This is a genomic window from Stenotrophomonas sp. GQ19 (assembly GCF_059758695.1).
Genome location: NZ_JCAXES010000011.1, coordinates 171,791 through 196,907, shown reverse-complemented (window position 1 = coordinate 196,907; position 25,117 = coordinate 171,791). Strand labels below are relative to the sequence as shown.

The following is a 25,117-nucleotide window of genomic DNA, read 5'->3' as shown; positions in this document are numbered from 1 at the left end:
GAATGAAAAAAAGCCCGCGCAAGCGGGCTTTTTTCTCTGTCCGGCGGCATGCTGCAATGGCGAAACGTCGTAATGACGGCACGCCGCAATCGGTAGGTACGGACCGTTGGTCGGTACCCATGCAAGCAGCCGACCAACGGTCGGCTCTACCGCCCGCGCTTAATTCATGCCTTTGATCGTCAGGTCCAGCGCGTCCTTGCCGCCCTCACGCTGCAGCAGGCGGGCCGGTACCGGGAACTCCTTGACGATCCAGGCGATCAGTTCCTTGTTGCCGTCGGTGCGCGACACCTTGGTGGCGTCATACGACTTGCCGCCCACCGTGATCTTCTCCTGGCCGACCACCTTGTAGCTCATCGGCTTGATGCGGCCTTCGTCCACCATGCGGTAGTTCAGCGGCTTGCCGGCGGCCAGGTCGCGCGCGATCGCCAGGTTGATCAGCAGCGCGTCCATGTCACCAGTCTTCAGCGCCACCGGGCCACGGCGGTCGCCCTTGACGTCACCGGTCCAGGTGGCCTGGTTGCTGGACCAGTTGTAGGTGGCATCCACGTTGCGCTTCTTCACCAGCAGCACCGAACGGTCGTTGCTGCTGAGCGGGCGCAGGCGGCCGTTGGCCTCCTCGAACACGGTGCTCTGGCTGAGATCGGCCAGCTGGTTCTTCACGTTCAGGCTGTAGCGCCACTTGTTGCTGCCCTCGCTGGCCAGCGTCATCGTGCCGTTGGCCTGCATGCCCATATAGCTGGCCAGGTAGTCAGCCTTGAACGGCTGCAGCGCCATGGCCGGCAGGCTGACCAGGGCCAGGGCACCAGCGGCGAGCCAGCTCAGGGGGCGGTTCATCAGGTTCATTGCTCAGACTCCTTGGTATTCGATCAGGCGAAGATCGATCCGATCTTCCCCATCTTCGCGTTGCAGGATGCGCACCGGCGTGGGGACACCGTTGGCGATCCAGAGGATGGTTTCGTCATTGCCGCCGTTGGTCCGGTGGACCCGCAGCGCGTTGTAGGACAGGTCGCCGACCTGCACGTTCTCGGTGTCGGCCGCCGCCTGGTAGTCGTGCTGGCGCACGCGGCCCACGTCGACATAGCGGTAGTGCATCTGGCTGCCGGGGCGGGCGTCGCGCATGATCGCCAGGTTGATCAGCAGCGCGCTCTGGTCGCCGGGCTGCAGCGGAATCGGCTGGGTGCGTTCCTTCTTCAGGTCGCCCAGCCATTGCGCGGTGCCGGCCTGCCAGTTGTAGGTGCCACTGACCTTCTTGCCCAGGAACAGGCCCTTGCGCACGGTGGCCTGGCTGATCGGTACGTAGACCTCGCCCTGCTTCTCGAACACGGTGCTCTGTTCCAGGTTCAGGCCCAGCACGCTGGCAAAGCCGCGCCGGCCCACGACCTGCATGTCCACCCGCCACTGCGCGCCGCCGGTGTGGGTCACCTTCATGGTGGCGTCGCCCGCATCCTTGCCCTTGTACAGGGCCTGGTAGGTGGCGGTGAACGGCTCCAGCGGCGGCGCTTCCCAGCTGATCGCCGGTACCGGCAACGGCGCGGCCGCCTGTTCCGGCGCGGCCGCAGGCGGTTCCTGTGCCTGTGCGATCGCCACGGTGCACAGCAGGGATGCAATCAGCAGCACTGGCTTGGACAGGGAGGTGTTCATGCGGGCACGGGAAAGGGGGAAGGGGGAGGATGCCAGCGTCCGGATCAGCAGCGCGTGTGCGCGCCGCTCACCTGTTCAGCTTACCGGCGGAATCTAGGCGCAAGGGGCTAAACAGGGGGTGACCGTCGACCACCAGCTGTCCGTGCCGTTCAGCCACGCGGCCGGACACCAGCCACTGCAGGCTGGCGATCAGCAGCGGGTGTTCCACCGCCAGCACCCGCTGGGCCAGTGTTTCGGGGGTGTCGCCGGCCAGTACCGGCACCCGCGCCTGCGCCAGCACGGTGCCGGCATCCAGTTCGGGCACCACGAAGTGCACGCTGGCGCCATGCGCGACGTCACCGGCTTCCAGTGCGCGGGCGTGCGTGTGCAGACCCTTGTACAGCGGCAGCAGCGACGGATGGATGTTGACCAGCCGGCCGTCGAAGCGTTCGACGAAGGCCTGGCCCAGGATGCGCATGTAACCGGCGCAGACCACCCAGTCCGGGGCGAACCCGGCCAGTGCGTCGCCCAGTGCGGTATCGAAGGCGGCGCGGTCGGCGAAGTCCTTCGGCGAGCGCGCCCAGCGCTGTTCGGCAGCAACCTGCTGCAGGGCGGGCGCATCGGGTTTGTCCGACAGCACCGCCACGACCTGCGCATCGAGCTGGCCGGCCGCGATGGCTGCGGTGATCGCCTGCAGGTTGCTGCCGCGGCCGGACGCGAGCACCGCCAGGCGTGCCGGTGCGCTCATCGCTGCACGCTCCGCTGCGCCATCGGCCAGACCAGCAGGCTGCCCACCGTGGCCAGCAGCATGTCAGCGTGCGCGTCCCACATATCACCCTGCTGGCCGTTGTAGGCCTCGGCTGCTTCGGGCGACAGCAGCAGCGCAATGCCCCATTCCAGCCATTCGTAAGCCAGGCTGGAGCACATCACCACCATCACCGCCAGGGTGAAGGCCTGGCCGATGCGCAGCGCCGGCCACGCATGGCGCGCCAGTTGCAGCAGCGCCGGGGTGAAGCAGACGCCGTACAGGAAGTGGATGAGCCGGTCGAAGTGGTTGCGCTGCCAGCCGAAGGCGGCGTTCGGCGACCAGTGCAGCGCCGCCTGCAGCCACGCGTCGTAGGGCACGTTGGAATACAGCCAGCGCGCGGCGATGCAGTGGATGGCGATGAAGCCGCAGATCGCGGCGAACGCGCCGTTGCCCAGCCCCCAGCGGCGGTCGACCCACCACAGCGCCACCAGACCGATCACGGTCAGCGAGCTGTGCAGGGTCTGCTCAAGCGGCCACAGCGGTTGGATCCAGCTGGCCGCGAACACCGCCAGCACGGCGGCAAGGGCGAGCTTCTTGGCCATCGAAAACGGACGGGCACTGCGGCCACGGTGGTTCATGCGCGTCAGCCGGCAGGTCAGGGCGTGGAAGGGGGCGGGGTGGCGCCGTGCGCGAAGCGCTCACGCACCGAGGTGCGGGTCAGGGTGACCAGGGTGAACACGCCCAGGATGGTGCCCAGCGGCATGAACATGCAGCACACGCCGGCGGCGACCATGCACAGCGTGTGGCGCTGCTCGCGCGCCAGGCAGCGCCCGGCGTAGCCGACCAGTCCGGCCATGGCGAGCATGCCCAGGAAGAACACCGCACCCAGGCCGGTGAACACCCAGCCCATCAGCTGGACCTCGCCCGGCGACGACGCCGTGCTGCTGTCCACCGGCATGGCCCCGCTGAGCACCGCGATGCCCACCACCAGGTAGATCACCGGGAAAAAGGAAAACAGCGCGGTGAAGCCGGCCATTACGTAGTGCAGCACCGACAACAGGCGCAGCTGCGCCGCGTCGTCCTGGCCGCCGCGCGGCGGCGCCATGGGCAACCGGGGCGGCAGCGGCGGTGGAGCGAGGGCATCCATGCGGGGCTCCATGGGCGCGATCAACCGATCTTGACGCGCTCGGCACCGTCGGCGACGGTCACCGTGCCGATGGTCCAGTGGTCCAGGCCCTGTGCGGTCACGGCAGCGGACACGGTCTGGACCTGGTCGGCGGCCACGATCAGCACGAAGCCGATGCCGCAGTTGAAGGTGCGCCACATCTCGCTGTCGGCCACCGCGCCTTCCTTCTGCAGCCACTGGAACACCGGCGGCAGGGTCCACGCGTTGGCCTGGATGTCCAGGCCCAGGCCATCGGGCACCACGCGGATGATGTTCTCGGTGAGGCCGCCACCGGTGATGTGGGCCATGCCGTGGATGGCCGCGCCATGTTCCTTCAGCAGCGCCAGGATCGGCTTGACGTACAGCCGGGTGGGCGCCATCAGCGCGTCGACCAGCTTGACCCCGCCGTCGAGCTCCAGGTCCGCAGGCTGGCCGGCGCGGTCGTAGATGCGGCGCACCAGCGAGTACCCGTTGGAGTGCGGGCCGGAGGAGGCGATGCCGATCAGCACGTCGCCGGCGGCCACGCTGGCGCCGTCCTTCAGCTCGCTCTTCTCGACCCCGGCCACGGTGAAACCGGCCAGGTCGTACTCGCCCGGGGCGTACATGTCGGGCATTTCAGCGGTTTCGCCGCCGATCAGCGCGCAGCCGGCCTCGGTGCAGCCGTTGGCGATGCCGCCCACGACCGCCGCGGCGGTGTCGATGTCCAGCTTGCCGGTGGCGAAGTAGTCCAGGAAGAACAGCGGCTCGGCGCCCTGCACCAGCACGTCGTTCACGCACATGGCCACCAGGTCGATGCCGATGGTGTCATGGCGGCCCAGCTGTTGTGCGAGCTTCAGCTTGGTGCCCACGCCGTCGGTGCCCGACACCAGCACCGGCTCGCGGTACTTGTTGGACAGGTCGAACAGCGCGCCGAAGCCCCCCAGCCCGCCCATCACTTCGGGGCGGAAGCTGCGCTTGACCAGCGGCTTGATGCGCTCGACCAGTGCATTGCCCGCGTCGATGTCGACACCGGCGTCGCGGTAGGTCAGGGGAGAGGGGTTGGACGGGGAGTTGGTCACGGGCGTCGGCGCTGCGCTGGGGTGAATCGGCGATTTTAACAGGCCACGTTGGCGCGCAGGCCCTATTCGGGCAACAATTCCCCCCGGATACGCTCAATGGAAGTCCTGATGCGCCGCAGCCTCTTTTTGATGATGCTCCTCACGCTATGCCTGCCGGTGGCCACGATGGCCCAGAGCGGCCTGCGTACCGAAGGCGATGTGGCCAGCGCCACGGGCGCCTATGAGGCCGAAGTGCCGGTCAACAGCCAGGCCGACGCCGACCGCAATGGCGCGTTGGCGCGCGCGCTGGGCAACGTGCTGGCCAAGCTGTCGGGCGACCGCAGCGTGATGGGCCGCCCGGGCGTGGCCCAGGCCCTGCGCGGGGCCAAGGATTACGTGGCCAGCTATGACTATCGGCAGGACCAGAGCACCTCGGCCAGCGGGGCGCCCAGTTTCCGCACCACCCTGGTGGCCCGTTTCCGCCAGGACGACGTGGATGGGCTGATTTCCGCGCTGGGGCTGCCGCTGTGGCCGCAGCCGCGGCCCAAGCCGGTGGTCTGGCTGGCCATCGACGATGGCAGCGGCCCGCGTCTGGTCAGCGTGCAGCAGGCCAACGCCGCCCGCCCGTTGCTGAACCGCGCCATCGAACGCGGTTACAAGCTGGGCCTGCCCGGTGGCAGCGCCGCCGAGCAGGCGGTGGTGGGCGCCATCTGGCGCCAGGACACCGCCGCGGTGGCCCGCGCCTCCTCGCGCTACGCCCCGCCGATGCAGCTGGTGGGCAAGCTGTACCGCGCCAACGGCGGCTGGGTGGCCGACTGGGTGTTCGTGGACGGTGGCAAGGAACTGAACAAGTGGACCACCAAGGACACCGACGCCCGCCGTGCCATGGCCAGCGGCGCCGACGGCACCGCCGACGCGCTGGTCCGGCGGTACGCCAAGGCCGGGGCCGCCACCGGCGCGGCCGGCAGCTACACCATCGTGGTGAGCGGGCTGGACAGTGCCGAGGACTACCTGCGCCTGGCCGCCGGGCTGCGTGAAAACCCGGTGGTGCGCAACATCACCCCGCTGCGCGCGTCGGGCAACCGCCTGGAGCTGTCGCTGGAGATGACCACCGGCCTGTCCGGCCTGAACCGCATGCTCGGCGACAACGGCGTGATCGTGCCGCTGGCCCCGCTGCCGGTGCCGGTCGACGGCGATAACGCCCCCGGTACCCCGCCGCCCCCGGCCAGCAACGAGTACCGACTGCGATGATCCTCACTCCCGAAGCCGAGATCGCGCAGTTCCTGCGCCGCCTCAAGTACGTTCTGGCGGCGCTGGCAGTGGGCTGGGTGATCTGGCTGCTGGGCCCGATCCTCACTCCGTTCGTGCTGGCCCTGGCGCTGGCCTGGCTGGGCGACCCGCTGGTCGACCGCATCGAGGCCACCGGCCGCTCGCGCAACACCGGCGTGGTGCTGGTGTTCGTGGCGATGATCCTGCTGATCACTGCCGCGCTGCTGATCCTGGTGCCGATGATCGAGCGCCAGATCGCCACCCTGGTGGCGGCCATCCCGCAGGCCCAGCAGTGGCTGATGCAGACCGGCATTCCGTGGTTCGAGCAGAAGACCGGGCTGGAGATCATGCAGTGGATGGACCCGGACCGGCTGATCGAATGGGTACGCAGCCACTGGCAGCAGGCGGGCGGCTTCGCCAAGACCTTCTTCGGCTACGTGTCGCGCTCGGGCTTCACGATGGTGACCTGGGTGGTCAACATCCTGCTGCTGCCGATCCTGGCGTTCTACTTCCTGCGTGACTGGGACAAGCTGGTGGAGCGGGTGGCGTCGATGATCCCGCGCAACCACATCGGCACCATCACCAAGCTGGCCCGCGAGTCCGACGAGGTGCTGGGCGCGTTCATCCGCGGCCAGTTCCTGGTGATGATCGCGCTGGGCGTGGTGTATGCCGCCGGCCTGTCGCTGGTGGGGCTGAAGCTGGGCCTGTTGATCGGCCTGGTGGCCGGCCTGATCAGTTTCATTCCCTACCTGGGCGCCACCACCGGCATCGTGATGGCCATCGGCGCCGCGCTGGTGCAGGCGCAGGGCTTCGACCTGAAGCTGCTGATCCTGGTCGGCGTGGTGTTCACCGTGGGCCAGCTGCTGGAAAGCTACGTGCTGACCCCGCGCATCGTGGGCGACAAGATCGGCCTGCACCCGGTGGCGGTGATCTTCGCGGTGATGGCCGGTGGCCAGCTGTTCGGCTTCCTGGGCATGCTGCTGGCGTTGCCGGTGGCGGCGGTGAGCAACGTGCTGCTGCGCTATGCACACCAGCGTTACCGCCAGAGCGACCTGTATGCCGGCGAGAAGTCGGCGATCGTGCTGGATTCCTACATCGACACGCCCACCATCATCGTGGATACCTCACCGAAGGCGCCTGACTCGAAGTGAGCGTCGTTCCGCAGTTGCCGCTCGCCCTGCGCTACCCGCAGGACGAGCGACTGGAAACCTTCATCGGTGCACCGGATGGTGCGCTGGCGCAGCTGCGTGCGATCGCGGTGGGGGCCGCGCACGACTGGGTGTACCTGGAAGGCGCGGCCGGCACCGGCAAGACCCACCAGGCGCTGGCGATGTGCTCGCTGGCCGAACAGGCCGGCCGCCAGCCGACCTACCTGCCGCTGAAGGCGGTGGTGGGGCGCACCCGCGCCGCGCTGGAATCGCTGGAAGGGCGCGACCTGGTCGCGCTGGATGGGCTGGATGCGGTGGCCGGGCAGCGCGAGGACGAGGTGGCGCTGTTCGATTTCCACAACCGCGCGCGCAGTGCCGGCATCACCCTGCTGTATACCGCCCAGCACGGGCCGGACCAGCTCGGCCTGGTGCTGCCGGACCTGCGCTCGCGCCTGCAGCAGTGCGTTCGCGTGCAGTTGCAGCCGCTGGATGACGAAGGCCGCGCGGCGGTGCTGCGCGAACGCGCGTTGCGCCGTGGCCTGGCCATCGACGAGGCGGCGATCGAATGGTTGCTGACCCGCACCGGCCGCGAACTGGGCAGCCTGGTCAGCCTGCTGGACTGGCTGGACCGCGAATCGCTGGCCGCACAGCGACGCATCACCGTGCCGTTCCTGCGGCAGGTCCTGGAAGACGGCCCGCACCGGTTGTAGAGCCGACCGTTGGTCGGCTGCTCTGGAGACAGGCCCCCACCGTGTAGAGCCGACCGTTGGTCGGCTGCTCCGAAGACGTCCCCCACCATGTAGAGCCGACCGTTGGTCGGCTGCTCTGGTCGGCTCGGGCGGAGAGCAGCCGACCAACGGTCGGCTCTACCACCGGGTCGCCCAGGTTCGTGCCTGCGGTGTTTTACCCGTGCCGGGACTGCAACTGGGCGTCCAGCTGCGCCAGGCGCTCCGGCGTGCCCACGTCGGTCCAGCGCCCGCGGTGGTGCTGCCCGCCCACGCGGCCCTGGCCCATGGCATGCCGCAGCAGCGGGGCCAGGCCGAACTGCGGCGGTTGGGCCGCCGCGCCTGCGGTGGCGCCGATCACCGCGCGCCAGCGGTCAAGGATGGCCGGGCGGTACACGCCGATGCCGGCATAGGTCAGGCGTGCGGCGTCGCCATCTTCATCAATGCGGCCATCGGGATGCAGGATGAAATCGCCGCGCGGATGCTGGACCGGATTGTCGACCAGCACCAGGTGCGCATCGCCCGCCGGTGCCTCCGGCAGCGTGCCGAAATCCAGGTCGGTCCAGACATCGCCGTTGACCACCAGGAAGGGCGCATCGCCGAGCAGCGGCAAGGCGTTGAGGATGCCGCCGCCGGTTTCCAGCGGCACCGGGCCTTCGTCGATGAGATGCAGGCGCAGGCCCCAGCGCGCGCCGTCGCCCAAGGCGGGGCCGAACTGGTCGCCCAGCCACGAGGTGTTGACCACCACCTCGCGGATGCCCGCAGCGGCCAGCTTTTCCAGGTGCCAGGCGATCAACGGCTTGCCGCCGGCCCGCAGCAGCGGCTTGGGCGTGTGCAGGGTCAGCGGGCGCATGCGCTCGCCTTTGCCCGCCGAGAAAATCAGTGCCTTCATGGGCGCGCCAGCACCGGGCTGGCCAGCTGCGCCAACGCCGGTTTGATGCGCCGCTGCAGCAGGTCGTCCAGCGCGGCCAGTTCGGGATGGCGCGGCAGCACTTCGTCCAGGTAGGCGATGAAGCGCGGGGCGTCGTCGAAATAATGGCCCTTGCCGTCGCGGTCGCGCAGGCGCACGAACAGGCCCAGGATCTTCAGATGGCGCTGCACGCCCATCCAGTCGGCGTCGCGCAGGAACTGCGGCCACGGCCGCACCGGCAGGCCCGCGGCCAGCGCCTGGGCGTGGTAGCGCGCCAGCCACGCATCCACCTTGGCCAGCGGCCAGCTCAGGAACGCATCCTTGAACAGGCTCACCGGGTCGTAGGCGATCGGCCCGCGGACCAGGTCCTGGAAGTCCAGCACGGCCGGGCCGCCGTCGACCGGCATCAGGTTGCGCGGCATGAAGTCGCGGTGGGTGAGCACCTGCGGCTGGTTCAGCGCGTTGTCCATCAGCCGCCGGTGCACCAGTTGCAGCTGCTCCAGCTCGCCGCAGTCCAGCTGCAGGCCCAGGTGGCGCTGCAGGAACCATTCGTCAAACAGCCCGGCGTCGCGCTGCAGCAGCGCCTCACCGAAGCTGCCCATGCCCTCGGGCACGGGAATCTGTTGCAGGCGGATCAGCTGCGCGAACGCGGCATCGAACCACGCATCGGCATTGCGGTCGTCGATGTGCCGGGCCAGCGTGGGCCCGCCCAGGTCTTCCAGCAGCAGGAAGCCCTGCTCGACATCGCGCTCGAGCACCTGCGGCACGCGCACGCCGTTGGGTTCCAGCAGGTCGTGCATGCGCAGCCACGGGCGCACGTCCTCCAGCCCGGGCGGGGAGTCCATCACGATGTGGCTGCCGCGCGTGCTGGTGGCACGCCAGTAGCTGCGGAACCCGGCGTCGACCGAGGCGCGGTCGAGCGCCAGCTGCGGGTCGTTCAGCGCGGTGCTGGCCCACTGGCGGCGCAGTTCGGCACGCAGGGGATCGGAAGCAGGATCGTTCATGGACAGGTACGTCGAAGCGGCACCGGGGGGCGCCAGGGGAATGAGAAACGTGCGGGGGCTCAGCGCTTGTCGCCGCCGCTGACCAGCCGCAGCACGGCGAGCACGGCCACCGCACCGAGGACCGCGCCGAGGAAGCCGGCCGGCTCACCGGCGGCATACCAGCCCATGTACTGGCCGAACCAGCCGGCCAGCAGTGCGCCGACGATGCCCAGCACGATGGTCAGCAGGCAGCCCATGCGGTTGTTGCCGGGCATGAAGAAGCGCCCGAGCAGGCCGACCACGAAGCCGACCAGGATGATGTAGAGCCAGCTGGTGCTGCCAAACAGTCCGTTCATGCCATCTGCGCCGTCGAAGGATGGACGCAGCCTAGCAAGGCCAGGCTGCGTCCGTCACGGCATGACGCAATCAGCAGCAGCCGTGGCCGCCGTGGCGGGTGCCGCTGTCGGCGGCAACCGGCGAACCGCTGGTCTCGCCGCGCAGGCTGGCCGCGTAGTGCTCGCTGATCACCTTGGACACGCACGCGGTGACCTTCTTGCCCATCGGAATGTGCAGGAACTCGTTCGGGCCATGCGCGTTGGAATGCGGGCCGAGCACGCCGGTGATCATGAACTGCGCGCCGGGGAACTTCTCACCCAGCATGCCCATGAACGGGATCGAGCCGCCTTCGCCCATGTACATCGCCGGCTTGCCGAAGAAGGTCTGGCTGGCATCGTCGATGGCCTGGGTCAGCCACGGCGCCATGGCCGGGGCGTTCCAGCCGCTGGAGGCCTTTTCCAGGTCCAGCTTCACTTCCGCGCCGTTCGGCGGGTCGCGCAGCAGCGCTTCCTTGAGCAGCTCGCCGCAGGCCTTGCCATCGGCGGTGGGCGGCAGGCGCAGCGACAGCTTCACCGCGGTATGCGGGCGCAGCACGTTGCCGGCCGACGCCAGCGGCGGCATGCCGTCCACGCCGGTCACCGACAACGCCGGGCGCCAGGTGCGGTTGAGCACCAGCTCGGTGAGGTCTTCGTTCATCGGCTTCAGGCCGTCGACCATCGGGAATTTCTCGAAGATCGCGGTGTCCACCACATCGGCGGCGCGCTTGGCCTGTTCCAGGCGCTCGGCCGGGATCTCGACATTCATGCCGTCGATCAGGATGCGGCCGGTGTTCTCGTCCTCGATGCGCGACAGCAGCTGGCGCAGCAGGCGGAAGCTGGACGGGATCACGCCGGAGGCATCGCCGGAATGCACGCCTTCGTTGAGCACCTTGACCGAGAAGTTGCCGCCGGTCAGGCCGCGCAGCGAGGTGGTGCACCACAGCTGGTCGTAGTTGGCGCAGCCCGAATCCAGGCACACCACCAGCGACGGCTTGCCGATGCGGTCGGCCAGGTGGTCCACGTAGGCCGGCAGGTCGTAGCTGCCCGATTCTTCGCAGGCTTCGATCAGCACCACGCAGCGCGCATGCGGCAGGCCCTGTTCCTGCAGCGCCAGCACGGCAGCCAGCGAACCGAACATGGCGTAACCGTCGTCGGCGCCGCCGCGGCCGTACAGCTTGTCGCCGCGCAGCACCGGAATCCACGGGCCCAGGTCGTCGTCCCAGCCGGTCATTTCCGGCTGCTTGTCCAGGTGGCCGTACAGCAGGATGGTGTCGTCGCCGGTCTCGGCGCCGGAGGCGGGGATTTCCAGCAGCAGCAGCGGCGTGCGGCCTTCCAGGCGCACCACCTCCACCGTCAGGCCCGGCAGATTCTGGGCACGGGCCCAGGTTTCCATCAGGGTAACGGCCTGCTCCATGTACCCATTGGCCACCCAATCTGCGTCGAACATCGGCGATTTGTTGGGAATACGGATGTAATCGACCAATTGCGGGACGATTTCGCTGTCCCACTTCTCACTGACGAATTGGCCGAGTTTGGTGCTGTCCATCTGACACTCCGGATGCATTGGCAAGTCCTCACATTCTACGCCCGGGAGCGGGGTAGGGATTTCCCTACACAACGTCAGGTATTTGGCTGGCTGTGTGAAGCTGCTGTGGACGATAGGCTGTGTGTATGTGGCGAGGCACGCTGGAGCTTCCGACGGGATAGCCGGCAGGCACCGGTTCCGAGCCACAAGGAGTAGCAAGGTGGGGCCTTGGTTTTCGTGTAAGGCGCTGGTGCTGGGACTGTTGCTGATGGGGGCTGCGCAAGCATCCGACCGGATCGACATCAATACAGCAGATGCGTCGACGCTGCAGCAGGGATTGGCGAACGTGGGGCCACACAAGGCCGAGGCGATCGTCGCGTACCGGCGACAACACGGCCACTTCCTTCGCGTCGAGGATTTGACGCGGGTGAAGGGGATAGGGACAGCAACGGTCGAACGGAATCGACAACGGATGACGACGGGGATCATGAAGAGTCCCGCCGCGGAACCGCCCAGGAGGGCGTTGCCGGCATCCGTACCGAGGCGCTGACCAGACAGGACAGGTCGGGGACGGGCAGGGAGCCTGTCACTGGTTGCCGCGCAGGACGCGCGGTGACACCGACATACGCAGGGACGCGGTGCGCAGGGATGCGGGCGCGGAAGGAATGGCGCGGATCCACCAGGATGGTGGCATCCAGACCCGGGAAGGGCTGTGATGGCGGAACAGGATACGGCCGAGTGCAGGGAGCATGGCCGGCACCCATACTGGGCAGGATGCACAGGGGGAAGGCGGGATGCCGACAAGGATGTGACGATTGCCCGGTACTGCGCAGGGATGCGTGGCCGGGCAATTTCTTTTTGGACGGCGTGGTGTGCTCGCGCCGCTGGCGCCACACGCTGCGTGGCGGCGGCTCCCCGCCCTGCGAACACCTGTTTCATGCAGCGCGTTGGTGTAGCGTCTGCGCATCACTGGATGGAATGATCCCATGGCACCACGCCGCGCGTTGCTTACCCTGGCCCTGGCCACCCTGTTCGCCAGCGGACTCTGCTCGGTTGCGGTCGCTGCACCGCCGTCCGCAGCCGCCGTCGAAAAAGCCACCGCCGCACCGCGCGGGCCCACCGATCTCAAGCCGGGCGAATTTCTCTGGCATCCGGAAATCTCGCCGGCCGGGCCGATCGTGCTGGTGGTCAGCCTGGACGAGCAGCGCGCCTATGTGTACCGCAACGGCATCGCCATCGGCCTGAGCACGATCAGCTCGGGCAAGACCGGGCATGAAACCCCCACCGGTGTGTTCACCATTCTGCAGAAGGACAAGGACCACAAGTCCAACCTCTACAACAGTGCGCCGATGCCCTACATGCAGCGGCTGACCTGGGACGGCATCGCCCTGCACGGCGGCAACCTGCCCGGTCACCCGGCCTCGCACGGCTGCGTGCGCCTGCCGCAGGCGTTCGCACAGAAGCTGTTCGGTGAAACCAAGCGCGGCGACACCGTGGTGGTGGCCGACGCCAAGAGCGCGCCGATGACGCTGGCCTACCCGGCGGTGCTGGCCCCGGTGAACAGCACCGGCAAGCCGTTGGTGGAAACCACCGATGCGCCGGCGCATTACTGGAACGACGCGGCCGCGCCGAGTGGCCAGGTGGGCATCCTGGTCAGCCTGCACGACCAGCGCCTGTACGTGCTGCGTGATGGCGTGCTGATCGGCGAATCGCGGCTGGAGGCCAAGGCGCTGCCGGCGTTCGAGGGCACCACCCTGTTCGTGATGCAGCAGGGCTACTCGGACGTGCCCAGCCCGCTGGACGCGCACCAGCGCCTGCACAAGTGGACCGCCTACCCGTTGCTGGGGCAGAGCGCCGGCAACGCCAGCCCGGACCTGCTGGCTACCCCCAGCCTGCCGATGGCGCTGCCGCCTGAATTTGCCGAGCAGCTGTACAAGGCGCTGGTGCCGGGCACCACGCTGTTGGTGACCAGCCTGCCGGCGGTTCGGCCGGTGGCCGATGAACAGAACCTGCAGCCGGTGTTGGAATCGGACGCGGGTGGGTCCACCTTGTAGGGATTGGCCCTGTTGGTATGTCGTCCATGCGCGTGACCCGGATAACTCGAACTGCCCTGTGTGGGCTGGCGCTGGCCGGGTCGGCCGTGGGCGCGTGCGCGGCCGCCGCGCCGGCCCCGCTGCCGCCGGCGCAGCTGGCCGACATGCTGGCGCGCGCGGCGCCGGGCGCCGACCGCAAGGTGCTGCAGCTGGCGGCGAAGGCGATGACCTGCGCGCTGCGGCGGCCGGAACTGGGCATCGACCCGACCCGGCTGAGCGTCATCGACTACTCGCGCCCGTCCACCGAGCAGCGCATGTGGGTGTTCGACCTGGCCCGGCAGAAACTGCTGTTCGAGGAATGGGTGGCGCATGGCCGCAACAGCGGCGGCAACCAGACCGAACATTTTTCCAATCGCGATGGCAGCTTCATGTCCAGCCTGGGTGCGTTTACCGCCAAGGAAACCTACATGGGCGGCAATGGGTATTCATTGCGCCTGGAAGGGCTGGAGCCGGGCTTCAACGACAAAGCGCGCGACCGCGCCATCGTCATCCACGGCGCCCCGTACGTGAACCCGACGATGGCCCGGGTGCAGGGCCGGCTGGGCCGCAGTCTCGGCTGCCCGGCGGTACGGCTGACCGTGGCCAAGCCGCTCATCAACAGCCTGCGTGACGGTGCGATGGTGTTCGCCTACTACCCCGACAAGGACTGGCTGGCGCGTTCGCAGCTGCTGGGTCCGGACTGCGGCGGCCGCGCCGGCTGAGGCACAATGCGGGCATGTCGACCGAACCTGTCCTGAGCGCGGCCACGCGCGTGATTCCAAGTTTCGAGTACCGCCGCGAGCGCTGGCGCAATGGGCTGGGCTGGACGCGGGAAATCCTGCGCGTGCCCGACACCGATGATTGGCAGGTGCGCCTGTCGATCGCCGAGATCGAGCAGGATGCGGCGTTCTCGTCGTTCCCCGGCATCGAGCGCGAACTGGTGTTGCTGCGCGGCGAAGGCCTGCGCCTGCGCTTTGCCGACGGGGCCGTGCAGACGCTGCTGCCGCCGCACGACAGGTTGCGCTTTGCCGGCGAAGCGGAGATCCACGGCGAGCTGGTGGACGGGCTCACCCACGACTTCAACCTGATGTGGCGCCGCGACGCACTGGAGGCCGAACTGCTGCACCGACCGCTGGTGGGCAGCATGTTCTTCTTCACCGAACCGGCCACGGCATGGGCGATCCATTTACTGGCCGGGCAGGCGCAGTTCGAGGGCGACACCGACCTGCCGCCAATGGACGCCGGCGACACCGCCTGGCTGGCGGCCGGGCCGCGCACGCGATTTGCGTTGCGTGGCGGCGGTGAACTGCTCGCGATTCGACTGAGCCCCCGGTAGGGTCGCATCCCGATCGACTGCCGATAACCTGTGCAGCGTTCGGTGGTGGCATGACATGTGTCGAAGGCGGTTACGGTGCGGGTCATGCGTTCGCCGCGTCGATCATTGCCATCGGCAGTCGTTTGGGAACCGACCCTACCGTTGGTGGTGCAAACGGTCATCGGCGGTTGATTGGGAGCCGGCGGTCGCGCGAGAGGTCATCGGCCGTCGCTTGGAAACCGGCGTTGGTGCGAGAGGTCATCGGCCGTTTATTGGGGGCGGTGGCGGCGTGATCTGCCTTGGTAGGGTCGCATCCCGATCGACTGCCGATAGCCTGTGCAGCGTTCGGTGGTGGCATGAGCTGTGTCGAAGGCGGTTACGGTGCGGGTCATGCGTTCGCCGTACCGATCACCGTCATCGGCAGTCGTTTGGGAACCGACCCTACCGGTGGTTGTGCAAAAGGTCATCGGCGGTTGATTGGGAGCCGGCGGTGGCGCGAGAGGTCATCGGCCGTTTATTGGGGGCGGTGGCGGCGTGATCTGCCCTGGTAGGGTCGCATCCCGATCGACTGCCGATAGCGTGTGCAGCGTTCGGTGATGGCATGACCTGTGTCGAAGGTGGCCGCGTTGCAGGTCATGCGTTCGCCGCGGCGATCACCGTTATGGGCAGTCGTTTGGGAACCGACCCTACCGGTGGTGGTGCCAACGGTCATCAGCGTCGATTGGGAGCCGGTGGTGGTGCGAAAGGTCTTCGGCGGTCGTTTGGGCACCAACGTCACCGGCGCGCGGCGCGTCCGTGCACTCAATACACGTCGCGCCGGTAGCGGCCGGCCACGATCAGCGCTTCCTTGCCTTCGCGGCCCAACGCGCGTTCGATCACTGCGTCCACGGCCGGGGCCATGCCCTGCAGGCTGCCGCAGACCAGGATCGTGGCGCCTTCGCGCGACCACTCCCACAGCCGGTCGATGTGCGCCTGCAGGCGATCCTGCACGTAGCGGTGCTCGCCGCCGTCGCGGCTGAACACCGTATCCAGGTGTTCGATCCAGCCGGCCTGCTGCCAGGCGGTCAGTTCGTCGCCAAAGTAGAAGTCGTGCGCCTGCGTGCGCTCGCCGAACAGCAGCCAGGTGCGCCGCGCGCCCGCGTCTATGCGGGCACGCAGGTGCGCGCGCAGGCCGGCGATGCCGGTGCCGTTGCCGATCAGGATCAGCGGGGCGTCTGGCGCAGGGGCATGGAAATTCGGGTTGCTGCGGAAACGCAGGTCGATGCGGCCGCCCAGCGCGGCGTGGTCGCACAACCAGCCGCTGCCCAGACCGGGCGTGCCGTCCGGACGCAGTTGCCGGCGCAGCAGCAGCTGCACGTGGCCTTCGCCGGGCATGCTGGCGATGGAGTATTCGCGGTGCGGCAACGGGCGCAATGACGCCACCAATGCCGCCGCATCGTTGTCCGGTGTTTCATCGGCATCGGGCAGATGCGCGCGCGACAGGTGCGTGTGCAGGGTGTCGCCGTCGATCTGCTGCGTGCCGTCCAGCGCGGTGGCGGCCAGCCACGCATCCACCGCGGCGGGCGCATGCCGCGGGCCGATTTCCACCACGTCGCCGGCCTGCCACGCGGGCAGGACGCCGTCGGCGGGCACCAGCGATACGCGCCAGGTGCCGGCACCGGGGCTGCCCGGGTTTTCCAGCGTGCGGCTGCGCAGCTGCCAGTGCAGGTAATCGGCCGGGGTCCAGTCGGGCAGGTCGGTGGCGGTGCCGCCGAGCTGGCCCAGCAGCTGCTGCCAGTGGCGCAGCGCGGCCGGGTCGGCGTTGTCCACTTCCACGGTGTCGAACAACGGGTGCGCACCGTGCTGGCGCAACCACGCATCCAGTTGGTGGCCGAACGCGCAGAAGTGCCCGTAGCTGCGGTCGCCCAGTGCAAGCACACCGTACTGCAGCTGCGGCAGTGCCAGCGCCTGTGGCATCACCGTGCGCAGGAACGGCAGCGCGTGGTCGGGCGCATCGCCCTCGCCGGTGGTGCTGGCGATGAACAGGACCTGCGTGGCCTGCTGCAGCGTGCTGGCGTCCACCTGGTGCAAGCCGCGCAGCCGCACCGGTATGCCCGCCGCGCGCAAGGCGTCGGCGCTGCGTTCGCACAGCTGCTGGGCAAAGCCGGTCTGGCTGGCCCAGACCAGCAGCAGTGGTGCCTGCCCGCCTGCCACCGCGGCATCGTCGCGCGGCCGGCCCCGCCACCAGATCAGGGCGCAGAGCACGGCATAGCCGAACACGCTGGCGGCGGCGATGCGCCAGTGCGATGCCAGCGGTGCGCCCTGCCACCACGGTTCCTGCAGGTGCAGGCGCAGCAGCAGCCACGCCATCACCACCAGCAGGGCGATCACCAGCACGTTGCCGACCGTGGCGCGCGACGGACGGCTCATGCGCGCGGCGCCGGCGGTGCATCAAGCAGCTGCGCGAAGGCCGGGCTCATGTGTTCTTCGATGCCGTGCGCGCCGCGGCTGACAAAACGTGCGGCCAGCGCGTGCTCGCGGGCGAAGGCCAGGCCCTGCGTAACGCCCATCACGGTCAGCGCGGTCGCCCAGCCGTCGGCGTGCATCGCATCGCGTGCGGCCACGGTGACGGCCGCGGCGGCACGCGTGACCGGCGCGCCGGTGCGCGGGTCCAGGGTGTGGCTGAACTGCGCGCCGTCCTGTTCGAAGTGGTGCCAGCGGTCGCCGGAGGTGGCCACGGCCAGGTCATCCAGTGCGAGCACCCGCGGTGGCAGCGCGCTGCTGGCCTCTTCCTCGGGACCGGCTTCGACCAGTACGCGCCATGGCTGGCCATCGGGCTTGCGGCCGTAGCCGTGCAGTTCACCGCCCACTTCCACCAGCGCGGCGTGCACGCCCTGCTGGCACAGCCAGGCGCTGACCTGGTCCACGCCGAAGCCTTTGGCAATGGCGGACAGATCCAGTTCCACGCCACCGGGTTGCTGCAGGGTCTGGTCGGCCCAGTGCAGGCGCTGCCAGCCGCAGCGGGCGCGGGTGGCGGCCAGCGTGGCGGGGTCGGGAATGCGTTGTGCGTGGGCGTGCGCGCCAAATCCCCAGAGCGCGACCAGCGGCCCCACGGTGGGGTCGAAGGCACCCGCGCTGCGGCGGGCGATGTCCACGGCGGCGTCCACCACGCGTGCGAACAGGTCGGGCACGCGCTGTGCGCTGCCGGGCGCGGCACGGTTGAAACGGGCGATGTCACTGTTGGCTTCCCAGGTGCTCATCTGCGCCACGATGGCGTCGAGCTGGGCCTGGATGCCGGCATGCAGCGGGTGCAGGTCACGCGTGCGCGCGACCACCAGCTTTACCTGCCAAGTGGTGCCCATGGTGTGGCCACCGAGGCTGGCGATGTCGAGGGGTACGTCATTCATGGGCTGGGGCAGGGGGGGCGTGCGGCCCGCGCCATCATCGATCCTGGTCAAAGGCCCCCTCCGCCGGGGAGGGGGCGTGCCGCAGGTGCGGCCTGAAGCGGAACTGCGCGGGTTACTGCGGCAGCACTTCGAGGGTAGCCACATAGCTCAGGCGGCGGGTCTTGGCCTGCTTGGGCGAGGTCTTCTTGTCTTCGCTGCCGGTTTCCAGCCAGTACATGCCAGCCTCGGGCCAGGTGACGCTGAACTCGCCCTTCTTGTCGGTGGTGACCTTGATCTCTTCCTGGGCGTTGCGGTAGCGCGTGCCGCCGCGGGTGATCTCGAAGGCCAGGCCGGCGCGCGGCTTGCCGTCGACCAGCACGCGGAAGCGGGCGGCTTCGCCGGCAACCAGGTCGTTGGGATGACCCAGTGCGACCATTTCGATGCCCTGCTTGGTCGGCTTCAGCGCGGTGTCGTTGGGGGTGCCGTTGGTGACGAAGGTTTCCACCCGGCCGACCGACTGCGATACCTGCAGCTTCTTGGCCTTCTTCGGCACTTCGGTGGCGAAGGTGGCCGGGGTGCCGCGCCAGCGCTTGGGCTTGCCGTCTTCTTCCCAGCTGGCCGACAGGCCGTTGTTGACGGTGGCCAGGCGGTAGGTGCCCTGCTGGGTGAGCTCGACATCGAACACGCTGCGGAACTTGCCGGTGGCTGCGTTCTGCGGCTGCACGAGGGTGCCGTCCGGAGCGGTGATGATCAGGTTGTCCAGGCGCAGCGGCACATGGTTGAAGTAGAACAGGTCGTTGGACACGGCCGCATCGACGGTGATCCACGGCTTCTCGCCGGCGACGACGGTCTGCGAGGGCTGCAGCCAGGCTTTGTGGGCCAGGGCGGAGAACGGAAGTGCGGCGGCCAGGGCGGCGGCTAGGACGAGCGAGCGCTTCATCAACAACTCCATGTAAGGGGGCAGGTGCAAGGGACATGCCCGGTGAACGGGGAACGGTCCGACCGCCGATGCTACGCGGCGGTGCGGGGGTGTGGTGTGCCCGCCGGCGAAGACGGGCGGAAGGTCACGGTTTGGCGGTGAGGGTGACCAGGCCGAGTTCGGTGGCGCCCTGCGCCTTGCCGTTCTGGGCGGTGGTGACCGGCCAGGTGAAGGGGATTTTGAGCAGTTCGCGGCCACCGACTTCGCGCACGGCTTCGACCACGAGGGTGTAGTTGCCGGGGGCCAGGGCCTTCAGCGCGGGCTGCTTGTCGTTGAACGACAGGGCCTGCTTGCCGGCGGGGCGGGTGGGGCCGGTGACGCCGTCGACGGGCACGTCCAGGGTGCGGCCGCTCTTGCGCCACCACTGGCGCAGGTCGGGCAGCCACTTGGTGCCATGGCCTTCGCTGTTGCCGGTCTGCTGGTACCAGACCGAGAGGTTGGCGGCCACTTTCTGGTCGGCGCCTTCCAGCCACACGGCGACGTAGGGGCGGTGATATTCGGCGACGGTGAGCTTGGGCACTTCGACGTTGATGTCGAGGGTGGCGGCGTAGGCGGGGCTGGTGGCGAGCAGGCCGCTCAGGGCGATGGTCAGGGTGACGCGCATGGTGCGGCTCCGTGGGGGCGATCAGTGGATGAGGATGAGGGCGATGAGCAGGGGGATCATCAGGCCGAGGCCGACCAGGGGCCAGGTCATGCGCCGCTGGCGGGCATGCAGGTGGAGCAGGAACAGGCCGGTGATGCAGAAGACCAGGCAGGCGGCAGCGAACACGTCGAGGAACCAGCCCCAGGCGGGTCCGGCGTTGCGGCCTTTGTGGAGGTCGTTGAAGTAGGAGACCCAGCCGCGGGTGGTGGCTTCGTATTCGACGGCGCCACTGTCGCGGTCGATGCTGAGCCAGGCGTCACCGCCGGGGCTGGGCATGGAGAGGTAGATTTCGCCATCGGACCATTCGGCGGGGCGGCGGCCAATGGCGATATGCAGTTGGGCATCGAGCCAGCGGGCGGCGGCACGGGGCAGGGGCGCGTTGCCGTCGGCGCGGTCGCCGAGCGTGGCGAGCAGGTCGGCGGGCAGGTCCAGCTGGCGGTTGACGACCTGCGGGGTGGCTTCGATCCTGGCGGCGTGGTTGAGGGTGATGCCGGTGGCGGCAAACAGCAGCATGCCGATGAGGCAGACGGCCGAGCTGATCCAGTGCCACTGGTGCAGGGTGCGCAGCCAGAAGCCACGACTTTGTTGCTGCTGCACGCTGGAGGTTGGAGTGGGCACTGGGGGTGGACTTTGATCGAATGGCGAATTACACCATTGATGAGAATGGTTCGCAATTTGTGGGTGGTTTTGGCCAAAGCTCAAAGCTTTCAAGCAAAGCAGCACTGTGGTCTGCCGGGGCGTGACGGCGGGTATGGGTTCACGGGACACGCCGCAAGTCCCGCTCCGCGGCCCTGCCCAGCCGCTGGCGGCTGTGCGTTCGGGCGCATGCGAGGCGATGCCTCGCAAGCAATGCGCCCTCACCCTTGTAGGCTCCGCCACCGCATCCATGCAGTGGAGGGTCCCGCGAACCCATACCCGCCGTCCCGTGGACAGAATGTCGGTGCGCAGGGGAAGAGCGGGCTGTTGGCCGTTTTTTGGAGAAGGGGTGCCGAGCATGGCTCGGCAAAAACCAGGCCCCGATCCGGTAGAGCCGAGCGTTGCTCGGCTGCTGTTGCACTTGCTGTTGCACTTGCTGTTGCACTTGCTGTTGCACTTGCTGTTGCACTTGCTGTTGCACTTGCTGTTGCACTTGCTGTTGCACTTGCTGTTGCTCTTGCTGTTGCTCTTGCTCTTGCTCCCCCGCCCTTGACTGCGCCGGGGCCCCGACCAACTGTCGGGGGTCGGTGGGGGTGGGGTTGCGGGGCCCTGAGCCGCATGGATGCGGCGACGGAGCTTACACGGACGTACTTGCAGCGTGCCCCGCAACCCCACCCCCACCGACTCAGCCATAGACCCAAAAAAGCCCCGACGCACTTGTTCCTCAGAACTTCGCGTTCAACGACATCCAGTAGCTGCGGCGCTGGTCCTTGGTCGCGTAGTCGTCCACGCAGTTGTATTCGCTGTCGCTGATCAACACGCACGACTGCGACACGAAGTCCTTGTCGAACAGGTTGTTCACCCGCGCATTGAGCGTCAGCCAGCGGTTGATGTTCCAGCTGCCGCCCAGGTGGAAGATCGTGTAGTGCTCGTAGTAGCGCACCTGCGACGTGCTCACCCCGCCCACGTTGCCCACCAGCGTGTCGCGGTAGCGGTCGTAGCGGCCTTCGCCGATCAGCGACAGACTGACCGCATCGTTGAGCTGCCAGTTCAGGCTGGCATTGGCCATGTGCCGGGCCGGCGTGGTCGTGCCGCCCACCGGCTTGCCCTTGTCCACGCCGCTGGTCTGCTCGGACGTGGTGTAGGTGTAGTTGCCGCGCAACTGCAGGCTGTCCAGCAGGTCCACGTAGGCCGCCGCCTCGACACCGCGCGTTTCGGCCTTGTCGATGTTCACGCTCTGGCTGAAGGTGCTGTAGCCCAGCGCTGCCCAGCCCGGGCCCACGTCCACGCAGTACCCGCTGCCGGCCGGGGCCACTTCGCAGTTCGGGAACGTGCCGCCGCTGGCGATCTTGTCGTCGAACTTGTTGAGGAACCCGGTGACGTTGAAGCCCCAGTCGCTGCCTGCGTAGTACGCCGCCACCTCATAGTTGGTGCTGGTTTCCGGCTGCAGGTTCGGCGAACCCACCAGCGGCAGCACGCCCTGGCCGCCGAACCCGGTCACGCCCGGGAACAGCTGGTCCGGGCGCGGGGTCTTGTAGCCGGTGCTCACCCCGCCCTTGATCGTCCACGCGTCGCTGGCGTTCCACACCAGATACCCGCGCGGGCTGACGTGGCTGCCGAAGATGTTGTGGTCGTCGTAGCGCACGCCCACCGTGGCGGTCAGCGTGTCGGTCAGCGACCAGTTGTCCTCGGCGAACACCGACCACATCCGGTGCTGCTGCTTGACGTTGTCACGGTAGCCGGCGCCGTCCATGCCGAACACGCCGTCCACCATGTCGGTGTCGTTGTACTGGCCACCCACGGTCAGCTTGTGCGCGCCGAAGGTCATGTCGAGCATCGTGTCCAGCACGTAGCCTTCCAGCTCCATCGTGCGCAGCGGGCGCGGCAGGAACGCCTGCAGGCGGGCCTGCTCGCTGGCGTTCAGGGCGGTCAGCGCATTGCCACGCCCTGCGGCGCAGTTGGCCGCCGCGCCGGTGCGTGCGCACACATCGTTCCACAGCGTCTGCAGGTCCGCGCGCTCGTCCAAGGTCAGCGGCAGCGAACGGCCCAGGTTGTTGCTGGTGGTGTGCGTCAGCGTGGTCTGCCAGGTACCGAAGCTGTAGCGGCCCTGGTGGCTCAGCGCCAGCTGGTCGCGCTCATAGCGCTGGTAGGCGGTGTAGCCCACGCGCGGCTGCACCACGCGGCGGGTGACCGTGCCGCTGCCGTTCGGATTGGGAATGGTCGCGTTGCCCACGCGCCACAGGCTGGCGGCGCTGTCCAGGGTGCCGGTCTGGCCTTCGCTGTTGTCGTACTTCTGGCGCGAGACGTCGTAGTCCAGGCTCAGGTCGTGGTCGTCGTTGATCGTCCAGTTCAAGCGCAGGCCGGTATTCCAGTTGGTGTTGGCCACCGCCTTGCCGCCACCGCCGAAGCCGATGCTGCGCTCCCACAGCGTGCCGTCCGGCAGCGGCAGGTCATCCCACTCCGGGTTGGACGCCTTGGCGTCGTAGTAGCTGCCGCGCACCGCCAGGGCCAGGCGGTCCTTGAGCAACGGGCCGGTCAGGTACACATCGGTGGTGCGCGCATCGCCGAACTGGTCGTCCTGCTGCACGGTGAAGCCCTGGGTGACCGAGCCGTGCCAGCTGTCCTGGTTGCGCCGGGTGATGATGTTGATCACCCCGCCCATCGCGTCCGAGCCATACAGGGTGGACATCGGGCCACGCACCACTTCGATGCGCTCGATGGCATCCAGCGGCGGCAGGTAGGCAAACTGGCCGCCGCCGAAGTTGTTCGGGTACAGCTGGCCCACGTTGCTCTGGCGGCGGCCGTCGATCAGCACCAGGGTGTATTCGGACGGCATGCCGCGCATGGAAATGGTGGCGCGGCCGTTCTTGTCGGTGGTTTCCATGCCCACGTCGATGCCTTCCACGTCGCGCAGCGCATCCACCAGGCTGGTGTACGGGCGCTTGCTCAGTTCTTCGCGGCTGACCACGCTGATGCTGGCCGGGGCGTCAGTGATCTTCTGCTCGAAGCCGGCGGCGGTGACCACCACCTTGTCCAGGGTGGTCGGCGAGCCGGCAGCGGCACCGTTGGCGAAGGCCGGGGCACTGAGCGCGCCGAGCAGGGCGATGCTCAGCGAACAACGGGAAAGGGACGTATGACGACGCTGGCGCTGGGCCATGGCAATAACCTCGAAGGAAAGCAGACGGACGCGCGCGGGCGCGGCCAGCAGGCCACGCCACGCACCACAGATCAGGAAGGGGCCCGCAGGGCGGGCAGACAGGCGGTGATCGGCATCGACGGCGCGTTGGCGCCGCAGGCGATGCGCGGGATCAGCCCTGCGGTGGCGCCTGGCCGCGCTGCACGCGCAGCCCCGGGGCCGACGGCAACGGCGTGGCCGGTGCCGAATCAACAGACGGCGATACCTGCGGCGGCAGCACGATCATGGTGGCCATCAGCGCGCCCAGTGCATCCACCGGTTCGGGCAACGGCGGCAGCGGCGTGCTTGACGCCCGGGCGCTGGCCACCCGGCGCAGCTTGGCCGGTGCGTCTTCCTGCGCGGCGGTTTCGCCGCCGCCGGCGGGGCGTTCTTCCACCGGCATCTGCAGCACGATGGCGCTGCTGCCCGGTACGGCGTGCTCCAGCACCGGCAGGCCGGTGAGCAGCATCGCCACCAGGGCCAGCCAGGCCAGCACGCTCGCCAACGCCGGACGCTGCCCGCGCATGGCGGGGGCGAAGCTGCGGTGGCGGTGCGGGTGGCGCAAGCGGGGGGTGTCCGGTCTACGGCGGCCCGGAGTTTCGGGACGCAACGCGCCGGGATTGTAGTGAGATACGTTCCCGGGTGCAAATGGGAATGATTTGCGATTGAGGGTGATGCACCCGCCGCAGGACAGGCCCCGGTACGATCAGACCTCGCTCCAGCGGCGCAGCAGGTTGTGATACACGCCGGTGAGCTGCAGCACGGCGGCCGCGTCGGCACCGCCGGTGCGCAGCGTCTCGATGGCGCTGTCCATCTCCAGCAGCATGCGCCGCGCGCTGTCATCGCGGACCATGCTCTGTACCCAGAAGAACGAGGCAAGCCGGGCACCGCGTGTCACCGCGTTGACCCGGTGCAGGCTGCTTGACGGGTAGACCACCAGATCGCCGGCAGGCAGTTTCACCTCGTGCTCGCCATAGGTGTCGCTGACCACCAGTTCGCCGCCGTCATAGGCCTCCGGCGGGCTCAGGAACAAGGTGCAGGACACATCCGAGCGCAGGTGGGCACGCTGCTCGCCGTGGCCGGTGATCATCACCGCCCCATCGACATGCAGGCCGTATTCGCCGCCGCCCTGGTAGCGGTTGAAGCGCGGGGGCAGGATCCGCAGCGGCAGCGCGGCGGCAAAGAACAGCGGATGCCGCTCCAGCGCCGCCAGCACCACCTGCCCCAGTTCGGCCTTCAGGGGCGAGGCATCGGGCAGTTGCTGGTTGCGCTTGACCTGCGCGCCCTGTGCCCCCACCGTTTCGCGGCCATCGGCCCAGTCCGCCGCCGCAAGCGCGCGCTGCAGATGGGCCAGTTCATCGGCGGACAGTACGTTGGGAACATGCAGCAGCATGGCGGGATCCTCTACGCGGCGCGGGGAACCTCCCC

Annotated in this window: 25 protein-coding genes; 7 read left to right on the top strand and 18 right to left on the bottom strand. The window is 68.5% G+C overall.

All coding sequences use genetic code 11. The features are described from left to right. Window positions 1-159: 159 nt before the first annotated feature. From AC6CHL_RS18625 to purM, 6 genes are all read right to left on the bottom strand, one after another. Complete coding sequence (locus tag AC6CHL_RS18625) at window positions 160-843, bottom strand: DUF3108 domain-containing protein (protein WP_038689958.1); 684 nt, start codon at window positions 841-843, stop codon at window positions 160-162. Between the two features lie 3 nt (window positions 844-846). Beyond that, window positions 847-1,641, bottom strand: coding sequence for a DUF3108 domain-containing protein (locus AC6CHL_RS18620; protein WP_038689956.1), 795 nt, complete (start codon window positions 1,639-1,641; stop codon window positions 847-849). A 67-nt stretch (window positions 1,642-1,708) separates the two neighbouring features. Then, a complete protein-coding gene (purN, locus tag AC6CHL_RS18615; protein WP_498295724.1) occupies window positions 1,709-2,368 on the bottom strand; it encodes a phosphoribosylglycinamide formyltransferase in 660 nt (219 codons plus the stop codon). Then, window positions 2,365-3,006 carry a DUF2238 domain-containing protein gene (locus AC6CHL_RS18610; RefSeq protein WP_498295723.1) on the bottom strand — a complete coding sequence of 214 codons (642 nt, stop codon included), beginning with the start codon at window positions 3,004-3,006 and terminating at the stop codon, window positions 2,365-2,367. The genes purN and AC6CHL_RS18610 overlap by 4 nt, the downstream gene beginning before the upstream one ends. Window positions 3,007-3,023: 17 nt before the next feature. Continuing rightward, window positions 3,024-3,473, bottom strand: coding sequence for a hypothetical protein (locus tag AC6CHL_RS18605; protein WP_498295731.1), 450 nt, complete (start codon window positions 3,471-3,473; stop codon window positions 3,024-3,026). A gap of 62 nt (window positions 3,474-3,535) precedes the next feature. Further along, window positions 3,536-4,591, bottom strand: coding sequence for a phosphoribosylformylglycinamidine cyclo-ligase (gene purM, locus AC6CHL_RS18600; RefSeq protein WP_314404183.1), 1,056 nt, complete (start codon window positions 4,589-4,591; stop codon window positions 3,536-3,538). A gap of 108 nt (window positions 4,592-4,699) precedes the next feature. Here purM and AC6CHL_RS18595 point away from each other — a divergent pair, with 108 nt between their 5' ends. The 3 genes from AC6CHL_RS18595 to hda are packed head-to-tail and all read left to right on the top strand — an operon-like array spanning window position 4,700 to window position 7,697. After that, the gene (locus AC6CHL_RS18595; RefSeq protein ID WP_498295721.1) at window positions 4,700-5,821 is read left to right on the top strand and encodes a DUF2066 domain-containing protein; all 1,122 of its coding nucleotides are present in this window, start codon (window positions 4,700-4,702) and stop codon (window positions 5,819-5,821) included. Continuing rightward, window positions 5,818-6,990, top strand: a complete 1,173-nt coding sequence (locus AC6CHL_RS18590; RefSeq protein ID WP_038689945.1) for an AI-2E family transporter — start codon at window positions 5,818-5,820, stop codon at window positions 6,988-6,990. Before AC6CHL_RS18595 ends, AC6CHL_RS18590 begins: the two co-directional genes overlap by 4 nt. Next, complete coding sequence (hda, locus tag AC6CHL_RS18585; protein ID WP_137188798.1) at window positions 6,987-7,697, top strand: DnaA regulatory inactivator Hda; 711 nt, start codon at window positions 6,987-6,989, stop codon at window positions 7,695-7,697. The genes AC6CHL_RS18590 and hda overlap by 4 nt, the downstream gene beginning before the upstream one ends. A 193-nt stretch (window positions 7,698-7,890) precedes the next feature. Here the strand turns inward: hda and murU are convergent, their stop codons facing one another. The 4 genes from murU to AC6CHL_RS18565 all read right to left on the bottom strand — a co-directional run bounded on the left by murU (window position 7,891) and on the right by AC6CHL_RS18565 (window position 11,525). Continuing rightward, on the bottom strand, window positions 7,891-8,604 hold the full coding sequence (gene murU / locus AC6CHL_RS18580) for an N-acetylmuramate alpha-1-phosphate uridylyltransferase MurU (RefSeq protein WP_498295719.1): 714 nt from the start codon (window positions 8,602-8,604) through the stop codon (window positions 7,891-7,893). Beyond that, window positions 8,601-9,626 carry an aminoglycoside phosphotransferase family protein gene (locus AC6CHL_RS18575; protein ID WP_447592332.1) on the bottom strand — a complete coding sequence of 342 codons (1,026 nt, stop codon included), beginning with the start codon at window positions 9,624-9,626 and terminating at the stop codon, window positions 8,601-8,603. The genes murU and AC6CHL_RS18575 overlap by 4 nt, the downstream gene beginning before the upstream one ends. Before the next feature lie 59 nt (window positions 9,627-9,685). Next, window positions 9,686-9,961: a GlsB/YeaQ/YmgE family stress response membrane protein gene (locus AC6CHL_RS18570; RefSeq protein WP_038689937.1), complete on the bottom strand. Its 276-nt coding sequence runs from the start codon at window positions 9,959-9,961 to the stop codon at window positions 9,686-9,688. A 70-nt stretch (window positions 9,962-10,031) separates the two neighbouring features. After that, window positions 10,032-11,525, bottom strand: coding sequence for a M20 family metallopeptidase (locus AC6CHL_RS18565; RefSeq protein WP_038689935.1), 1,494 nt, complete (start codon window positions 11,523-11,525; stop codon window positions 10,032-10,034). A 199-nt stretch (window positions 11,526-11,724) separates the two neighbouring features. On the opposite strand from AC6CHL_RS18565, the gene AC6CHL_RS18560 reads away from it, so the two are divergent. The 4 genes from AC6CHL_RS18560 to AC6CHL_RS18545 all read left to right on the top strand — a co-directional run bounded on the left by AC6CHL_RS18560 (window position 11,725) and on the right by AC6CHL_RS18545 (window position 14,912). Further along, on the top strand, window positions 11,725-12,054 hold the full coding sequence (locus tag AC6CHL_RS18560; RefSeq protein ID WP_038692446.1) for a ComEA family DNA-binding protein: 330 nt from the start codon (window positions 11,725-11,727) through the stop codon (window positions 12,052-12,054). A 436-nt stretch (window positions 12,055-12,490) separates the two neighbouring features. Next, window positions 12,491-13,558: a L,D-transpeptidase gene (locus tag AC6CHL_RS18555; protein WP_498295716.1), complete on the top strand. Its 1,068-nt coding sequence runs from the start codon at window positions 12,491-12,493 to the stop codon at window positions 13,556-13,558. 26 nt (window positions 13,559-13,584) lie between these two features. Continuing rightward, entirely contained in the window at window positions 13,585-14,298 is a 714-nt protein-coding gene (locus tag AC6CHL_RS18550) for a murein L,D-transpeptidase catalytic domain family protein (RefSeq protein ID WP_498295714.1), read from the top strand. Between the two features lie 14 nt (window positions 14,299-14,312). Next, entirely contained in the window at window positions 14,313-14,912 is a 600-nt protein-coding gene (locus AC6CHL_RS18545; RefSeq protein ID WP_498295713.1) for a HutD/Ves family protein, read from the top strand. 780 nt (window positions 14,913-15,692) lie between these two features. On the opposite strand, the gene AC6CHL_RS18540 is transcribed toward AC6CHL_RS18545, so the two are convergent. The 8 genes from AC6CHL_RS18540 to AC6CHL_RS18505 all read right to left on the bottom strand — a co-directional run bounded on the left by AC6CHL_RS18540 (window position 15,693) and on the right by AC6CHL_RS18505 (window position 25,082). Continuing rightward, window positions 15,693-17,300, bottom strand: coding sequence for a sulfite reductase subunit alpha (locus tag AC6CHL_RS18540; RefSeq protein ID WP_498295711.1), 1,608 nt, complete (start codon window positions 17,298-17,300; stop codon window positions 15,693-15,695). Further along, on the bottom strand, window positions 17,297-18,277 hold the full coding sequence (locus tag AC6CHL_RS18535) for an FAD:protein FMN transferase (RefSeq protein ID WP_498295709.1): 981 nt from the start codon (window positions 18,275-18,277) through the stop codon (window positions 17,297-17,299). The genes AC6CHL_RS18540 and AC6CHL_RS18535 overlap by 4 nt, the downstream gene beginning before the upstream one ends. 112 nt (window positions 18,278-18,389) lie before the next feature. Then, the gene (locus tag AC6CHL_RS18530; RefSeq protein WP_498295707.1) at window positions 18,390-19,196 is read right to left on the bottom strand and encodes a DUF4198 domain-containing protein; all 807 of its coding nucleotides are present in this window, start codon (window positions 19,194-19,196) and stop codon (window positions 18,390-18,392) included. Between the two features lie 124 nt (window positions 19,197-19,320). Continuing rightward, window positions 19,321-19,839 (bottom strand): DUF2271 domain-containing protein, encoded by a 519-nt coding sequence (locus tag AC6CHL_RS18525; RefSeq protein WP_137188805.1) that lies wholly within the window; start codon window positions 19,837-19,839, stop codon window positions 19,321-19,323. 21 nt (window positions 19,840-19,860) lie between these two features. Beyond that, window positions 19,861-20,496 carry a PepSY-associated TM helix domain-containing protein gene (locus AC6CHL_RS18520; RefSeq protein WP_448136843.1) on the bottom strand — a complete coding sequence of 212 codons (636 nt, stop codon included), beginning with the start codon at window positions 20,494-20,496 and terminating at the stop codon, window positions 19,861-19,863. A gap of 742 nt (window positions 20,497-21,238) precedes the next feature. Further along, entirely contained in the window at window positions 21,239-23,671 is a 2,433-nt protein-coding gene (locus tag AC6CHL_RS18515) for a TonB-dependent receptor domain-containing protein (protein ID WP_498295705.1), read from the bottom strand. A 151-nt stretch (window positions 23,672-23,822) separates the two neighbouring features. Next, window positions 23,823-24,254, bottom strand: a complete 432-nt coding sequence (locus tag AC6CHL_RS18510; protein ID WP_498295703.1) for a hypothetical protein — start codon at window positions 24,252-24,254, stop codon at window positions 23,823-23,825. Window positions 24,255-24,395: 141 nt separating this feature from the next. Beyond that, a complete protein-coding gene (locus AC6CHL_RS18505) occupies window positions 24,396-25,082 on the bottom strand; it encodes a Fe2+-dependent dioxygenase (protein ID WP_038689916.1) in 687 nt (228 codons plus the stop codon). Window positions 25,083-25,117 lie beyond the last annotated feature (35 nt).

Bases quoted from the DNA above. Each gene is read 5' to 3' on its own strand.
- AC6CHL_RS18535 (WP_498295709.1), bottom strand. From the start codon at position 18,277: ATGAATGACGTACCCCTCGACATCGCCAGCCTCGGTGGCCACACCATG.
- AC6CHL_RS18625 (WP_038689958.1), bottom strand. From the start codon at position 843: ATGAACCTGATGAACCGCCCCCTGAGCTGGCTCGCCGCTGGTGCCCTG.
- AC6CHL_RS18540 (WP_498295711.1), bottom strand. From the start codon at position 17,300: ATGAGCCGTCCGTCGCGCGCCACGGTCGGCAACGTGCTGGTGATCGCC.
- AC6CHL_RS18550 (WP_498295714.1), top strand. From the start codon at position 13,585: ATGCGCGTGACCCGGATAACTCGAACTGCCCTGTGTGGGCTGGCGCTG.
- AC6CHL_RS18570 (WP_038689937.1), bottom strand. From the start codon at position 9,961: ATGAACGGACTGTTTGGCAGCACCAGCTGGCTCTACATCATCCTGGTC.
- AC6CHL_RS18545 (WP_498295713.1), top strand. From the start codon at position 14,313: ATGTCGACCGAACCTGTCCTGAGCGCGGCCACGCGCGTGATTCCAAGT.
- AC6CHL_RS18565 (WP_038689935.1), bottom strand. From the start codon at position 11,525: ATGGACAGCACCAAACTCGGCCAATTCGTCAGTGAGAAGTGGGACAGC.
- AC6CHL_RS18505 (WP_038689916.1), bottom strand. From the start codon at position 25,082: ATGCTGCTGCATGTTCCCAACGTACTGTCCGCCGATGAACTGGCCCAT.
- AC6CHL_RS18605 (WP_498295731.1), bottom strand. From the start codon at position 3,473: ATGGCGCCGCCGCGCGGCGGCCAGGACGACGCGGCGCAGCTGCGCCTG.
- AC6CHL_RS18590 (WP_038689945.1), top strand. From the start codon at position 5,818: ATGATCCTCACTCCCGAAGCCGAGATCGCGCAGTTCCTGCGCCGCCTC.
- AC6CHL_RS18575 (WP_447592332.1), bottom strand. From the start codon at position 9,626: ATGAACGATCCTGCTTCCGATCCCCTGCGTGCCGAACTGCGCCGCCAG.
- AC6CHL_RS18530 (WP_498295707.1), bottom strand. From the start codon at position 19,196: ATGAAGCGCTCGCTCGTCCTAGCCGCCGCCCTGGCCGCCGCACTTCCG.
- AC6CHL_RS18525 (WP_137188805.1), bottom strand. From the start codon at position 19,839: ATGCGCGTCACCCTGACCATCGCCCTGAGCGGCCTGCTCGCCACCAGC.
- AC6CHL_RS18620 (WP_038689956.1), bottom strand. From the start codon at position 1,641: ATGAACACCTCCCTGTCCAAGCCAGTGCTGCTGATTGCATCCCTGCTG.
- purN (WP_498295724.1), bottom strand. From the start codon at position 2,368: ATGAGCGCACCGGCACGCCTGGCGGTGCTCGCGTCCGGCCGCGGCAGC.
- AC6CHL_RS18610 (WP_498295723.1), bottom strand. From the start codon at position 3,006: ATGAACCACCGTGGCCGCAGTGCCCGTCCGTTTTCGATGGCCAAGAAG.
- AC6CHL_RS18555 (WP_498295716.1), top strand. From the start codon at position 12,491: ATGGCACCACGCCGCGCGTTGCTTACCCTGGCCCTGGCCACCCTGTTC.
- murU (WP_498295719.1), bottom strand. From the start codon at position 8,604: ATGAAGGCACTGATTTTCTCGGCGGGCAAAGGCGAGCGCATGCGCCCG.
- AC6CHL_RS18515 (WP_498295705.1), bottom strand. From the start codon at position 23,671: ATGGCCCAGCGCCAGCGTCGTCATACGTCCCTTTCCCGTTGTTCGCTG.
- AC6CHL_RS18595 (WP_498295721.1), top strand. From the start codon at position 4,700: ATGCGCCGCAGCCTCTTTTTGATGATGCTCCTCACGCTATGCCTGCCG.